The organism is Pseudanabaena cinerea FACHB-1277, assembly GCF_014696345.1.
GTDB lineage: Bacteria > Cyanobacteriota > Cyanobacteriia > Pseudanabaenales > Pseudanabaenaceae > Pseudanabaena > Pseudanabaena cinerea.
On the sequence record NZ_JACJPY010000098.1, the window covers coordinates 1 to 14,042 of the forward strand.

General features: G+C 43.5%; 15 protein-coding genes. 3 read left to right on the forward strand and 12 right to left on the reverse strand.

Translation table 11 applies throughout. From position 1 onward, the window contains the following. The first annotated feature begins 99 nt into the window (after positions 1–99). A complete protein-coding gene (locus H6F44_RS19760; RefSeq protein WP_407681880.1) occupies positions 100–411 on the forward strand; it encodes a hypothetical protein in 312 nt (103 codons plus the stop codon). A gap of 130 nt (positions 412–541) precedes the next feature. On the opposite strand, the gene H6F44_RS19765 is transcribed toward H6F44_RS19760, so the two are convergent. From H6F44_RS19765 to H6F44_RS19805, 9 genes are all read right to left on the reverse strand, one after another. After that, positions 542–1,210: an MAE_28990/MAE_18760 family HEPN-like nuclease gene (locus H6F44_RS19765; protein WP_190352756.1), complete on the reverse strand. Its 669-nt coding sequence runs from the start codon at positions 1,208–1,210 to the stop codon at positions 542–544. Positions 1,211–1,227: 17 nt separating this feature from the next. Further along, positions 1,228–2,307: a DUF262 domain-containing protein gene (locus H6F44_RS19770; protein ID WP_190352758.1), complete on the reverse strand. Its 1,080-nt coding sequence runs from the start codon at positions 2,305–2,307 to the stop codon at positions 1,228–1,230. A gap of 53 nt (positions 2,308–2,360) precedes the next feature. Then, on the reverse strand, positions 2,361–3,569 hold the full coding sequence (locus H6F44_RS19775; RefSeq protein ID WP_190352759.1) for a lipid-A-disaccharide synthase-related protein: 1,209 nt from the start codon (positions 3,567–3,569) through the stop codon (positions 2,361–2,363). Positions 3,570–3,720: 151 nt separating this feature from the next. Further along, entirely contained in the window at positions 3,721–5,283 is a 1,563-nt protein-coding gene (locus H6F44_RS19780) for a tetratricopeptide repeat protein (protein WP_190352761.1), read from the reverse strand. Between the two features lie 135 nt (positions 5,284–5,418). Beyond that, a complete protein-coding gene (locus tag H6F44_RS19785; protein ID WP_242016671.1) occupies positions 5,419–5,904 on the reverse strand; it encodes a gamma carbonic anhydrase family protein in 486 nt (161 codons plus the stop codon). Positions 5,905–5,908: 4 nt separating this feature from the next. After that, positions 5,909–6,382, reverse strand: a complete 474-nt coding sequence (locus tag H6F44_RS19790) for a low molecular weight protein-tyrosine-phosphatase (protein ID WP_190352765.1) — start codon at positions 6,380–6,382, stop codon at positions 5,909–5,911. Positions 6,383–6,421: 39 nt separating this feature from the next. Then, positions 6,422–7,249 carry a cytochrome c biogenesis protein CcdA gene (locus H6F44_RS19795; protein ID WP_407681881.1) on the reverse strand — a complete coding sequence of 276 codons (828 nt, stop codon included), beginning with the start codon at positions 7,247–7,249 and terminating at the stop codon, positions 6,422–6,424. 136 nt (positions 7,250–7,385) lie between these two features. Further along, positions 7,386–8,000 (reverse strand): thioredoxin domain-containing protein, encoded by a 615-nt coding sequence (locus tag H6F44_RS19800; RefSeq protein ID WP_190352769.1) that lies wholly within the window; start codon positions 7,998–8,000, stop codon positions 7,386–7,388. Between the two features lie 62 nt (positions 8,001–8,062). Further along, a complete protein-coding gene (locus tag H6F44_RS19805) occupies positions 8,063–8,557 on the reverse strand; it encodes a TlpA family protein disulfide reductase (protein ID WP_190352771.1) in 495 nt (164 codons plus the stop codon). A gap of 264 nt (positions 8,558–8,821) precedes the next feature. On the opposite strand from H6F44_RS19805, the gene H6F44_RS19810 reads away from it, so the two are divergent. Together H6F44_RS19810 and H6F44_RS19815 are read left to right on the forward strand one after the other, a co-directional pair. Further along, a complete protein-coding gene (locus tag H6F44_RS19810) occupies positions 8,822–9,460 on the forward strand; it encodes a cysteine dioxygenase family protein (RefSeq protein WP_190352773.1) in 639 nt (212 codons plus the stop codon). Positions 9,461–9,505: 45 nt separating this feature from the next. Next, complete coding sequence (locus H6F44_RS19815; RefSeq protein ID WP_190352775.1) at positions 9,506–10,945, forward strand: sensor histidine kinase; 1,440 nt, start codon at positions 9,506–9,508, stop codon at positions 10,943–10,945. Between the two features lie 34 nt (positions 10,946–10,979). On the opposite strand, the gene H6F44_RS19820 is transcribed toward H6F44_RS19815, so the two are convergent. The 3 genes from H6F44_RS19820 to H6F44_RS24140 form a co-directional block, all read right to left on the reverse strand. Beyond that, positions 10,980–12,656, reverse strand: a complete 1,677-nt coding sequence (locus H6F44_RS19820) for a type I restriction-modification system subunit M (RefSeq protein ID WP_190352776.1) — start codon at positions 12,654–12,656, stop codon at positions 10,980–10,982. Between the two features lie 42 nt (positions 12,657–12,698). Next, positions 12,699–13,559 (reverse strand): DNA damage-inducible protein D, encoded by an 861-nt coding sequence (gene dinD / locus H6F44_RS19825; protein ID WP_190352778.1) that lies wholly within the window; start codon positions 13,557–13,559, stop codon positions 12,699–12,701. A 202-nt stretch (positions 13,560–13,761) separates the two neighbouring features. Next, positions 13,762–13,971, reverse strand: a complete 210-nt coding sequence (locus H6F44_RS24140) for a restriction endonuclease subunit S (protein WP_190352780.1) — start codon at positions 13,969–13,971, stop codon at positions 13,762–13,764. Positions 13,972–14,042 lie beyond the last annotated feature (71 nt).

Consider the following 14,042-nt stretch of genomic DNA (forward strand, 5'->3'; position numbering starts at 1 on the left):
ATGTTACTTTCATGCTTTTGTCTTTCTTTTTTAACGTTACACATTATCTACATCTTGTTATAACCTACTTTTCCATCAACGAATTATTTACAGCAAGAAATCAGCCGCCGTTACGATCGCCTCTATTCGTTTTTGAATAATGATGACATCAATTGTAAACAGCCCACCGTGGATCTAGCAATGCGGCTATTTTGTCGTTCTGATCGCGAATGGCGCAGCGCTAGAGAGCAGTTTACTAGCCAGTCACCATTGATCAAGCGCAAAATTATTCAGTTATATCTGCCCCCCAACAGCACAGCGCGATCGCTCCTCTCTAAGGCAATGTGCCTGAATGACAAGGCGGTAAACTATATGCTCAACGAAGATGTTCCCATTGAGAAATTAATTCCTAAGCCGAGAACTAGGAAGTAACCTTTCACAAACTGGCGATATGCTTAGCAATTCGCAGCGAAGCACCAGCTTGTCCCATGCGTTCTATACCGTTTAGATTTACTTCTGAGAGCTGACCTATTTTTTGAGAAATTTACTGTTGCCATGTAAATTAGCTCTGCGGCTTTCTATACGATTCATTTATATATCCATCTCTAATTCTTTCAAATACCAAGTCCATTAACTTCTCTACCAGTGAGATGGCTCTGAATAGATCGTCCTCTGACACAACTATTGATTTATCTCCATGAGCAGTTGCATTTCTGATTTTCAGCAGAAATCCGTCCAACTCACTTGCTAGTGAATATTTAGGCTCTATATAGTCTTTTATTTTCGCGAGGTTAAAATCATTCAAAAGTCTATTTATTACCTTAAAATTCACATTGCTTTCTGTGTTCACTTCTAAATAAATGTAAAGTGTATTGTTTGAATAGGTCTTTTGTAAATTATTGAATAGTTTAACTTTGTCCTTAAAATCCTGTGGATACTTTTTCAACTGAGGAAAGCTGGATTCCATGTGATAAACAAAAATTGGATCGCATATATCATCAATATTAATCCTTAGTTTGTTTAGTTCTTTTATATATATTTGAAAAGCTGCTTTCACAAAACCTTCCCAAACAGAATAAACTATAGGTATGGAATATGAAAGAAAAAGCTGTTTGTCCATATCTAACTGAATTCGCTTTAACAAGACTTTAAGCCTGAGCATCAGATCTCTTCTTTCATCAATTTCTGATATAATCTCTTGCTCTAAAAAACTAAATTGGTTTGGAGTCATTTTTAAAAGCTTGTTTCTTAATAATTTCCAAATATACGTTTTGCTTGCTTGAGTCGGTTAATAATTCTCGTCCTCTGATTGTTCCCGCCTCTTCTGGAAAATTGTAGTAAAACAGAATCTTTTCGGACTTCATTATTAATTTTATCCAATATAATCTTGATTGGCTGAGACTGATAATAATCATAGTTTTCAGCAACACCAATGGTAATGACATCATAAAGTGCTGTTGCGAATTGATTATTGTTTTCCTGCCTAAAAATCTTACTTCCTAATGGCTGTAATAAAGCAAAGACATTCAAGAAAACATCCCTATACCTTGCATATTCAAAATCCTCGTCATCTAATGCTGACTTCATAAAGTTAGTCATGTGTTGAGCAATACTAGTCTTGACACTATGAAGATTTCGATACAGAGAAATAAATCTTAATGCGAGTTCTTCATTGTAGAGTTGCTCCATTTGCTCATTACTCAATTCAATTAAACTTAGAAAGTTTAAATCGCTAGAAACTTCTTTCAGAAAGTCATTAAACTCAGAAGAAATATCCCTATAAATACAATTTCTAATTTCCTGAGAAGTCAAAGGAGAACCGCCTGTATTTAACCTATTAAATAGTTCAAATCGCATATCATAGCTACTATTCCATCTAAGAATCTCAACCCTGCAAGTAGCTCTTCTAATATTAAGACGAAATTGATTAGGTATAGTTTCATAATTAAAACCGTCTAAGGCTTCAACTCTTTCCCCTTCTAATAAAGTCCAATTGTTTTTATCTCGAATACCTTGATCCTCACTTTTTAAAATGCCAAAAAAAGAAAGTACAGTGGACACTCGCTGAAGACCATCAACTAGTTCCCATACGCCATCAGGAGTCTCTGCCACAAATATCGGAGGTATTGGGATTCCTAAGAGAATAGACTCAATAAAGCGGGTTTGCTGTCCTTCATTCCAACGAAAGTATCTTTGAAATGCTGGCTTAATTATTATTTCTTCACGTTCATACATACTCATGATCTCGCCAAATGAAAGATCGAGTCTATCCGTATTTAGTAGATTTCGTTGCTCTTCAATCTGAGATTTAAGTTTATCAATATTCATTTACTTTATAACTGACTATTCAAAATCTTTGGTTGCAAGGATTTTACCATATTTCATAAACTGGCTATATGCTTAGCGATTCGCATCGAAGCGCCAGCTTGCCCCATGCGCTCTAGACCATTCAGATTTACTTCTTGGAAATAATCGGGATCTTGGAGGATTTTTTGCAGGACTTCGGCGGCTTGAGCAGGTTTATCAATGAGATTAATGCTACAGCCCAAGAGATCTGCCTGTTCTTCGGCAAATTGGCGCGTAAATTGGGGACCATTACCCGCGATTGTGATTACGGGTTTACCTAAACCCACCATCTGCTCGGTGGCAGTTCCCGCCATTGCTAGTCCGAGGTGACATTGATGCAAACAATCACTAAATCCATTCTCTAACAAAACTAATCTGGCATTTTGGACTTTAAACGTATTCTCATCAAGGCGGAGCCATCCCTTTTGGATGATGCTTTGGGCGATGATTTCGCGATCGAGGTCGGGGGCGATCGCTGCTAAAAAATGCACATTATAGGGAATAGTTCTGGCAGTCACTTGGGCGCAAAGCATGAGGGTGAGCCAGTTTTCGTAAGCCTCTGGCGATCTCGAACCAGGTAAGATGGCGATCGCCCATTCATCTGCGCCAATGCCCAAGTCTAGCCCCTGCGGTTCTAATCCATCCATCATCGAATTACCGAGATAGAGCGCTGGCAATTTAAAATTTTGATTGAGAACTTCGGCGGTGAGTAAATCGCGTACAAATATGGCTTTGCAGCGATTGCTATTCATTAAGGCGCGTTCCCAAGGGAAAAAGATGGAACCACCAAAGGGCTTTTTGATATGGGGTAATGGGCTTTGGCGATCGCGCCAATAATATTCTGATTTAGCGGTTGCCACAAAAACAAAGTTACTACCGCCAAACTGGGCAGGCAACCATGCAAATAGCAGTGGCACGATGTCACCAACGGCTAGAACTAGCTTTTTTTGATGGCGGCGATCGCGTGACCATTGCCAGACAAATCCTAGTTGACGGCGGGTTAAACCTGCGAGTCCGCTTTGGACATCACGGGCGAGTTGGCGGCTGTCCATGCGGACAAAGCCACCCGATGGCATTTTTTTAGTAAATTGTGAGGCGATGGGAATTTCTGCTTTGCTATAGGCATTCCCAACCCCCACCAATGGCAAAGCAATGGCTGCAAATCCTAAGTTTCTGAGTTCAATACAGATTCTTGCTGCGATGATATCTTCGCCATGCCCATTACTAATACATAAAATTTCCACGATTTACCAACGGACAAAATAGCAACATTTTAGCAATTCTCATTATGTAACTAAAACCTGCCAAAAACAAAAAGCGTTGCAAAGCAACGCCTGTTATTTTTTGTGGATTTGAAATTACGGCAAAGCCATAATTTCAAACCTTGGTTTTTATTTATTTGGCACAGGCAAATAACTTTAATAGCTGTTCTTTTTCGTTAGGATTGGCGATGCCCTTGGCGAGTGCTTGGGCGCGATCGCGTTGACCGATCGCCCAATAGGTACTGCTGATATCTGAAAGCGCCCTAGAGCGGATATTGATATCGGTGACAGTTTTAGTAATCTCCATACTTGCGAGCAGAAGCGGCTCCACCTTGTCCGTTAGTGCATATTCACCATAGACACTAGCAATATTATTGAGTGCAAATAAACGATCAGTGGGCTGTGCCAAATTGTTGGCGATCGCTAATGCCTGATTCCATGCTTGGTTTGCCTGTTCGGTCAGTTTGAGATTTTGGTATTGTCGCCCGATTTCGATAAACAAGGTGAATACATCAATGGAAGGGGGGATTTGCTCCAGCCCTTGCAGACTTTGGGCAAATAATTGTGCCGCCTTTTCTGATTGGCTCTGATCCTTAGCATAGGCGATCGCCACATTTGCCAAGCCCACCCGTTTTTCCAACGACAGGGGATCAACATTGCTAATTACCTCTAACGCCTTGTCATACTGCTTAGAAACAATATATTGACCTGCAACCAGAAATAGCGATCGCGTCTTTAAAAGTTCAGCATTATTGATTGCCGAGGCTTGCACTAGTTTTAATTCTTGATCGGGATCAGCCTTAACCACTTCCTTAGCATTGGCTTGGGACTGGCTAGTAACCTTGGCTGCCTTAGCACTTTCCTTTGCCTTTGCGATCGCGTCATCACGGATTGCATCAAACTCTTCAAAAGCCGCCGTCAAAGAAGCCACCGCCTTAGCATGATTGCCCGCTTGGGCATAGCTACCCGCTATCTCTACCCGCGCCCTAGTTTTGACATTGCGATCCTCAATCATGGGTAGCAGGTCAGTTGCTGCTGAAATAGCTGCTTCCGACTGAAAATCATCACCGATCGCCGTATAGACATTAGCGATCGCCGCATAGGCACGCGATCGAGGATAAGCCTCAATAATTTCCACAATAGCCTGACCCGCATCAGCCAATAGGTTTTCTGCCTTTTCTTTCTGACCTGCTTCGCCATAGCCCTCAGCAACTTTGATATTGGCAAATACGCGATCGACAGGCTCCTCTAACTTTTTAATTTCAGGCAAAGCGGCATCTAGGGACTCCACCGCCAAGGGTTTCTGCTCCGCCTTATTCAAGCGCCCTGCCACATCGATCAGGGCAAAGGTCTTAATCGATGGATTGGCGATCGCTTTGGCAGCCGTGATGCTCTTTGTTAAGATATCCTTTGCCTTCATAGGGCTATCTAAATCCAAATATTTATTAGCAATTTCGGTATAAGCCGCCACCTGTGATTCGGGCGATCGCGCTGCATCTGCTAAGGACACAAAACATTGCAAAGGCACGCCCTGAAATTTCGGCTCTGCTTGTTTAGGAATGCTTGCCGCCCATGCCACGCCCCCTGTTGTGAGGTGGATGAGCACAGCAATCCCACCTGCAAGCAGCCTAAGCCAAGTCTTTTGCAATGTTGTTTGAATGGTTGTTTGAATGGTTTTCTGAATGATTATTTGCATGATTAAAGTCTTTTCTTAATTTGCCCTGTTTCAAGCAATGTCCTTTTGGATTTTACCCAATCCTTACGGAAAATATATAAAGGAAGCCGCTATAAACGGCTGAATCGCTTTGGGGGCAAACCTTTTAGGTGTTCATTAGGTATTCAGATGCAATAAACTTAATTGATAATAATTCTGAGCATGGGCGATCGCCTCCTGTTGCTGCTCCAGAGACAATTCTCGCAAAACCCTAGCAGGTACACCTGTCGTCACCACTCCCGCAGGCACATCTTTAGTCACAACTGCCCCCGCGCCAACAATACTGCCCGCGCCAATTTTGACCCCTTCCATCAGAATTGCGCCCATGCCAATCAAGCAACCACGCCCAATTTCGGCACAATGAACGATCGCTCGATGCCCGATAGTTACATATTCACCAATCACTAACGGCTGATTGGGATCACCATGCAAAATTGCACCGTCCTGAATGTTAGTACACAAGCCAATTTCCATACGGTTAACATCTGCCCGAATAACCGCTTTGTACCAAACATTCACCTGCTCCGCGAGATGCACATCACCAACGATGACCGCATCAGGGGCGATAAATGCCGCTAGAGAAATATTTGGGGTGGGTAACATGGGATTAAACATTTCCTTTAATAGTTTGTAAAAGTCCTCCGCAGGCATCAAATAAAAGATCAATTACATAGTCAAAACCTGCCGCACCGCCATAGTAAGGATCGGGAACCTCTTGATCGCGATGTTTCTGGCAATAGGAACACATCATTTTTACCTTGTCGCGAAATTTACCTTGGGGATCTTGGGCGAGGATATCGCGGTAATTGTCCTTATCCATTGCCAAAATCAAATCAAACTCCTGTAGGTCTTGGGGCTGAAACTGTCGCGCTGCACCGACAAAATTCATTCCCCTCGCGGCGGCGGCGGCTCGCATTCGTTTGTCTGGTGGTGCGCCCACGTGCCAGCCCCCTGTCCCTGCTGAATCACAGACCAGGCGATCGCTTAGTCCTTGTTCTGCAATCAGATGATTCATAATATTTTCCGCAGCAGGCGATCGGCAAATATTGCCTAAACAGACAAATAATATTTTTTGGGGCATGATCTGAAAACTGATTAACCTCAGGTTATTTTACAGAACTTAACCGCCAATAAACCACTGTATGCCTGAAAACAGATAATAAATTCCAGCAATGACTAAAGCGACACTGCCAAACTTGGTAATTCCTTCTGAATATTTGAGCAGCAGGTTGGCTTGTTTGGCGAAACCAGTCAGCAAACTAGATAAGAAAATTACAATTGTGTAGCCCAAAGCATAACTTACCATCGTCAGTATCGATAGAACTTGCGAACCACTTGCTGCCGAAGCCGCCAGCACTGCGAACAGCACAGGACTAGCACAAGGAGAACTAACCAAGGCATAGGTTAAACCGATTCCGAAGGGACCAAAGTTATTGCCATCAAAATAGATTTGAGGCAAAGGAATCTTAATCAAGCCCAACAAACCAAGTCCCATGATTAAAATAATCGTGCCGACTACCACATTGATATGACCGCGATATTCCACGATTACCAACCCTGCGAAGGAAGAGACTAATCCAAATAGGCTCAGAATAATCACATTGCCAAGTACAAACATTCCCGCTTTGATCAAGGCATCCTTGCGAGAGGTAATGTTGCGCGTGCCGATATAACTCAAATTTAGGGGCAGCATTGCCAGAATGCAGGGAGAAACACTGGCGATCAAACCACCAAAAAATGCGAGGGGCATTAGTACCAAAGGATTCGCAGTATCTTGTTGCGCGAACCATTCTTGATAGCGATTTTCTACAACGGAGATGGCATATTCTAATGCTTGAGATATAGGAGCAGTGATGAATAGAGCAAGTCCAAAGCCTAGAAGTGCTAAACCTCCAAAAACAAACCATTTTTTGGGAATTTTGGGACTGTTATTGGTAGTAGTTGGCATAGCAAGATCGGTTTCGCGATCGCTATCTTGAAGGGGTTTCATAGAGGTTTCCTAAAATCGATATTGTTAAGGATTATCAGTGCAGCGCGAAGTGCTGCACCGATAATTTTTGAGTGAGGAGGAATACTTGCTAAGATTACTTTGTCAGCGCAGCATCTAAAACCTTGGTGTAAGCCATTTTGTCAGTATTGTTACGATGTTGAGCCAAGATCTTGCCTGTGGCGGGATCAATAATTGTGAGCGAACCAGTTTGAGTTTTGTTCTCGGCAAGAAACTTGCTCAGCCCTAGCTCTTGAGCAGTAGCTTCCGCCGCCGCCGTAGTGTTTTTATCTGATACATCTAGTACCACAAATTCCACTTTGCCATCATATTCTTTCTTCAGTTCAGAGACGGTTGGGGCAATATTTTGACATTTTGAACACCAACTCGCATAGACATCAACCACGACGGGTTTGCCTTGCAACTTTTGCGCCAGAGGTCCACCAATAGAAGCGGCAGAGGCAGATTTTGCCGCACAAGGATCTGCTTTCTTCGCTGCACAAGGATCTGCTTTCTTTGCCGCACAAGGATCTGCTTTCTTCGCTGCACAAGGATCTGCTTTCTTTGCCGCACAAGGATCAGGTTTAGTTGCAACTGTGGCTGTCGTGCTGACAGCATTGTCTTTGGGTGCTTCAGGTGTGGCGCAAGCAATGAATACACCCGAACTCAAGAGCGCGATCGCTGCTAATGAAGCAAGATACTTAATTTTCATGTTTTTTTAGATAGCAAATATTGATTAGATGAAGGAAAAAGGGATTGGGATAGGCGATCACCTTATTTTTTAGCTAAAGCAGCATCTAAGACCTTGGTATAGGTGGCTTTATTGGCATTATTGCGTTGTTGCGACAGGATTTTGCCTGTGGAAGGATCAACGATAGCTACCGAGCCTGTTTGTGTTTTATTAGCAGCAAAGAAAGCACTGAGTCCTAACTCTTTGGCGATCGCCTCAGATCTGGCTGTAGAAGAGCGATCTGATACATCTAGCACCACAAAGTGAACTTTGCCTGCATATTGTTGTTTCAGTTGGGAAAGGGTTGGCGCAATGTTTTTGCAAGCAGAACACCAACTAGCATAGATATCTACCACAACGGGCTTACCTTGCAACTTTTTGGCAAGCGAGCCGCCGACTGAAGATTGGGCATAGGCGGCATCACCAGTGAGCGCCTCAGACAAAAATTGTTGGATAGATTCTGGCTTGACTGAGGAGATTACTGTGCCAACACTTAACAAGGCGATCGCGGTCAAAGTGGTCAGATACTTAGCTTTCATAGAAATTGTTTAGGTAAAATATGGGGATGAATTTAAGACTGAATTTATTAAAGAAGAGAAAAATGAGTCCCAGATGAGGAGTAGATGGATATTACATAAAGCTTGCAGACAAGTTGAAGGGAGTCTTCATCAAAGATTTATCTTAGAGTCACTTACCCCTCATTTACAATCCCAGACTTGGCTGTAGATTAAAGGAAGCAAACCGATACTTCAGGCTAAAGTTTATTATGGAAGGCTTGAAATCTAGTGCAATCAGGAGAATAAATGCAAGCGATCGCTCAGGACTGGTTAGTTACTAATGAGAGTCAATGTATTCCCTTTAAATCTATCCAACAAGATTTGCAAGAAGATTCATTCACAGGAAAATATCCCATCCCCTATCGGCTCTATCGATTTCTTACCGATGTTGAAAATATTATTTGGCAAGAAGCAGACGATCGCTTGCGATTGCAAAAAATCTGTCCATTAGTGCGGCGATTGCTTAATGATTCGGAATGGATTTTGACTAGTTTTGCCCTACCCGATCACGAAACAGGTTGGTCGGTACAGATGATCTATGATGAGCCAGATTTTGCGCTAACGGTGCAGACAGTCGCTTGGTCGCCACAGCGTGTTTCGTCAATTCATAATCATGCCACTTGGGGAATTGTGGCGCTGATTGATGGCGAGGAGAAGAATACTTTTTGGCAGCGATCGCCTAGTGCTGAATATCCCGATCGCCTTACTAAAACAGGAGAGCATACACTTACATCTGGCGATATTCTCTGTCTGATGCCTGAGGCAATTCATCAAGTTGAAGTGATCGGTGATGAACCCACGATCAGTTTTAATATCTACGGTATAACTAACTATAGCCAACGTTTTGAGTTTGATGTGCAGCAGCACACCGCTAAAATTTTTTAATATTCGGCGGTGACGCGAGGCGGCACTGTCGAACCCGTGAAATAAATGTATAAATCAATTAGAACTGCGATCGCGAATATATTGAGAAAGCGAGTTTCCTCCACCTCACTTCAGTTTCGTTTGACCGTAGAACTAATTGCCCTGTCCGTCATTAGCTTAACGGGGGTGACGGTTTGGGCGGGTTGGCGGATGGAACAGACCGTAGTTAATGGTCATAAGCAAATGCTGGAATATGTGGCGATGCGGTTTCCCGATCAAGTGGAAATGTATATGGAAACTGGGGGCATTAAGGCAGGAATAGAGCGCACATCCAATAGGGTTGCCACTTCAGAATTAGCGATTCTCGTCAAGGGAGACAATGGCGAAGTTATTGCCAAATCAGTAAATGATTATGACCTATCCGCAGACATACAAAATATTGGCGATACCCAAGTGCCAACTACGCCGCAGGTAATCCAAATCGGCGATCGCTATGTGGTGATGTGCGGTAATAATCTAACAGTAAATGGAAAACTTGTTGGCAAGGTTTATCTTTCCCAAGATATTACCAAAGACCAATTGCAGTTAAATAATGGCATTTATGGGTTAATCATCGTTAGTATCAGTGCAACAATGATCTTGATTGTGGCGATCGCCCTGCGGATTCGCAAAGCCCTCTCGCCTTTGCAAGAAATGAGTCAGATGGCAAGTCTGATTTCCATTGACGATCTTAGTGCTGCTAAACTGCAACTAGCAAAAGCTCCCGATGAGATTTTGGGGTTGGCGCAGACTTTTAATGAAATGCTCCAAAGGTTATCGAGTGCTTGGGAGCAGCAGCGTCAATTTGTCGGCAATGTCTCCCATGAGTTACGCACACCTCTAACCGTGATCGGTGGCTATTTGCAGAGTTTGCTGCGCCGTGGCGATAACCTTAGTATTTATCAAAAACAAGCGATCGCCACTGCCAGCGCCGAAACCGAGCGCACGATCCAGATGCTCCAAGATTTATTAGATCTTGCCCGTGCCGATAGTGGTAATTTACATTTTCGGCAGGCTCCTGTTTTTTTAAATACCTTAGTTGCAGAAGTAGCATCGATGAGTGCCAAGGTTAGCGATCGCTCGGTCACAGCCATAGCCCAAGATCAAGATATTGTCGCTCTGGCTGACCAAGATCGGCTGCAACAGGTTTTAATTAATTTAGTAGATAATGCCATTAAATATTCCGCCGATCCTGTGGAAATTCAATTAGAAACTAGAGAAGAACAAGCAATGATCCATGTATGCGATCGCGGCATTGGCATTGCCCTTGTTCACCAACAGCGAGTATTTGAGCGTTTTTATCGCAGTGACGATCCTTCCACCCGTTCCCGCGATGGTACTGGTCTGGGCTTAGCGATCGCCAAGAGCTTAGTGGAAGGCATGAATGGCAAAATCAGTCTCATGTCCAAACCAAATGAGGGTAGTATTTTTACCATCAGTTTACCGCTATGGAATCCGCAACGATGAATAATCGCATTCTGCTGATTGATTAATATATCCATTATGGCAAAGGTGGTAAACCAAGCTCCTTGAGAAATTGGTTATGCTTTCTTACTGAATCATCAATTTTCTGCTTCACCTCGACTAGAGTGGAATTTACCACAGCTAGATCGATTTCTTCCTCAGTGATGGCGGTGCTGATATAGCGAGAAATATTAAGGTTGTAGCCATTGGTTTCAATTTCTTCCATAGATACAAGTCGAGCATAACGCTCCTCAGATCGCCGAAATTGGTAAGTGTCAATGATTTTGTCGATATGTTCTGGTAGCAGTCGATTTTGACGCTTGCCTTTCTCGAAGTATTCGGCGGCGTTGATGAATAACACATCATCGGGCTTTTTACATTTCTTGAGTACCAAAATGCAGACTGGGATGCCTGTCGAGTAAAACAGGTTGGCGGGTAAGCCGATTACGGTGTCGATGTTGCCATCTTTTAGGAGTTTAGTGCGAATCTTTTCTTCTGTACCGCCTCGAAATAGTACGCCGTGGGGTAGCACGATCGCCATTGTGCCTTCGGGTTTGAGGTAATGAAAACCATGCAGTAAAAAGGCAAAGTCGGCGGCGGATTTTGGGGCTAGTCCGTAATTTTTAAACCGCCCATCTTGACCGATCGCTTCGGTGGGTTCCCATCGGTAGCTAAAGGGTGGGTTGGCAACTACAGCATCAAATTTGGGCATTTTGGCGGGGTTGGCTTCCTTTAGCATCTCCCAATCGTTGGTTAGGGTATCACCGTGAAAAATCTCGAATTCGGAATCTTTGACTTCATGCAGCAGCATATTCATCCGTGCAAGGTTGTAGGTGGTGATGTTTTTTTCTTGCCCGTAGATTTTGCTGATGCCTTCCTTTCCTAGCTTTTTTCGCACATTGAGCAGTAGTGAGCCTGAGCCACAGGCAAAGTCAAGCACACTATCAAGATGTTTCTTTTTGCCTGTGGTGGGGTCTTGGCTGTCGAGGGTGACGATCGCTGACAGGATGCTAGAAATTTGTTGAGGTGTATAAAATTCCCCTGCTTTTTTGCCTGAGCCTGATGCAAACTGTCCGATCAGGTATTCATAGGCATCGCCAAGGGTGTCGCTGTCGGTGGAAAATTCTTCGAGTCCTTCGGCGATCGCTTGAATGATGGTGCAGAGTTTGGCATTGCGATCGGGGTACTTTTTGCCAAGTTTTTCAGAGTCTAGGTTAATTTCTGAGAATAAGCCTTGGAATGTGCTGGCAAAGGATTCATTTTCAATATATTTAAAGCCTTTTTGCAGGGTTTCAAGTAGTCCTTTGTTTTGAGTGCGAGCCATTTCCGCAATGCTGCCCCAGAGGTATTGCGGTTGGATTACATAATGCACTTTGCGGCGCATCTGTTTTTCAAAATCGGCGATGTCGTCTGGATTTTGGTCATACCAGAGTTGAAGCGGCGTAGAGACCACCCCGTCAGGCTTTGCCTGCCACCCCTCCAGAGGAGGGGAATTTTTCTGCTTATTCCCCTCCTCTGGAGGGGTAGGGGTGGTTTCTGGATAGTCTGACCCTAGTTCTTTTTGGGCGGCGGTTTCGTAGTTGTCAGAGAGGTAGCGCAGGAATAAAAACGAGAGCATATAGTCACGGAAGTCATCCGCGTTCATAGCTCCACGCAGTTGATCGGCTATGCCCCAAAGGGTTGTGCCTAGTTGTTTTTGATTTTGTTCAGTCATGATTGGTAGATAGCTTATTCTTTCGATGAAACACTTTTGTCATTAGGTGTTGTTATCATTAGGAGGCAAAAGTTTAGTATCCTTTGCTAGTTTTTTTTCTGCGGATTTTACTCGCCGTTCTAGCTTTTTCAGGTCTTCTTCGGGAGGCAAGTTTTCTGGTTGAATACCTCGCTGTCCTAGCATATCCCTCACACTGGCGTTATTTTGCACATGTTCTTGGGTAATGGCGCGTTCACCCTGCAAGTTAGTCTGCTCCACATTATGATTTGTCATTTCAGTAGCAAGATTTTTGGCAGCGATTGTCAATGTGGGCAAAAAGTCGGCTAATGGACGGTTTTTGACTATACCGTAGCGATCTTTCATGTCTTGGGTAGTGTAACCGCCAAATAGCGCTTGATCGCCTTTCGATCGAATCCGACCAAAGCCAGCATCATCTACGCCACGCTCAAAGATATTTTGGGACAGGGCTTTTTCTGATTCCCTTAATCGATCGCGAGCCTCTAGTCGGGCTTGCAAACGCATATGGTCTTCAATTAACTCTTGTTTGCGGGTTTGCACGGCAAAGTAGCTTTGAGCAAAGGCAATTTCTGGTTTACGCGGATCGCCGTTCTGTGCAATTAGGTAGCAGGCATAGCGGGTGAGTATGAAGTCATCAATTTCGCGCATACCACCTTTACCCACCTCGATCATCTTCGTGACACCACGAAAATGATCAGACACCTTGTACCCCGTAGCTTCACAGGATTCTGTAGCACGTTGGATTGCGGTCTGGAAATTTTCCCATCGGGCATAGCCTAAATGGGCTTGTAGATCGCGGGCAAACCAAAACTCAATTCCCTGTTCGTCTGTTCTTTGGGCTGCTGCTTCTAGTTTTTGTTGCAGAATTTGCAGTTGTTTATCCATTGATTTAGATCCTTTGATTATGCAAGAGATAAGAATAATCATAGCTATTTCATCCTCTCACCTCTCAATCAAATGTTTTTCTCGCTTTCAAATTTCTACACAGTGTGTAGAGAATCGTCAACACCATTCACCGCCGATCGCGCTTTGCTCCGTGCCTGTTCGAGGATGCTTTTAATGTCTGCGTGAAATGCGGTCAAGCTGCTCATCCTTTTACCTCCTCAACCGATGGGAATAGCTGCTGCATTAGTCCTTTTTTATGCAATTTCAGCAACTCGATCGCCTGACTTTGTGCGGCGATCGCTTCGTCAATAGAAGTAAGGCAATCAGCGATTTTTTGTTGTTCTGTTAGGGATGGAAATGATATATCAAGTTCCTTTAGTTGCAGAAGTGTTGAACGATAGAAAATAATCAGAAAAAAGCGCTCCTAATTTGTTAAACTAGAAGCCATAAATTAAAAAAATAATATCTATGATGTTATCCAAC

Bases quoted from the DNA above. Each gene is read 5' to 3' on its own strand.
- H6F44_RS19800 (WP_190352769.1), bottom strand. From the start codon at position 8,000: ATGAAAATTAAGTATCTTGCTTCATTAGCAGCGATCGCGCTCTTGAGT.
- H6F44_RS19765 (WP_190352756.1), bottom strand. From the start codon at position 1,210: ATGACTCCAAACCAATTTAGTTTTTTAGAGCAAGAGATTATATCAGAA.
- H6F44_RS19810 (WP_190352773.1), top strand. From the start codon at position 8,822: ATGCAAGCGATCGCTCAGGACTGGTTAGTTACTAATGAGAGTCAATGT.
- H6F44_RS19780 (WP_190352761.1), bottom strand. From the start codon at position 5,283: ATGCAAATAATCATTCAGAAAACCATTCAAACAACCATTCAAACAACA.
- H6F44_RS19790 (WP_190352765.1), bottom strand. From the start codon at position 6,382: ATGCCCCAAAAAATATTATTTGTCTGTTTAGGCAATATTTGCCGATCG.
- H6F44_RS19770 (WP_190352758.1), bottom strand. From the start codon at position 2,307: ATGAATATTGATAAACTTAAATCTCAGATTGAAGAGCAACGAAATCTA.
- H6F44_RS19785 (WP_242016671.1), bottom strand. From the start codon at position 5,904: ATGTTACCCACCCCAAATATTTCTCTAGCGGCATTTATCGCCCCTGAT.
- H6F44_RS19815 (WP_190352775.1), top strand. From the start codon at position 9,506: ATGTATAAATCAATTAGAACTGCGATCGCGAATATATTGAGAAAGCGA.
- H6F44_RS19805 (WP_190352771.1), bottom strand. From the start codon at position 8,557: ATGAAAGCTAAGTATCTGACCACTTTGACCGCGATCGCCTTGTTAAGT.
- H6F44_RS19795 (WP_407681881.1), bottom strand. From the start codon at position 7,249: ATGCCAACTACTACCAATAACAGTCCCAAAATTCCCAAAAAATGGTTT.
- dinD (WP_190352778.1), bottom strand. From the start codon at position 13,559: ATGGATAAACAACTGCAAATTCTGCAACAAAAACTAGAAGCAGCAGCC.
- H6F44_RS19820 (WP_190352776.1), bottom strand. From the start codon at position 12,656: ATGACTGAACAAAATCAAAAACAACTAGGCACAACCCTTTGGGGCATA.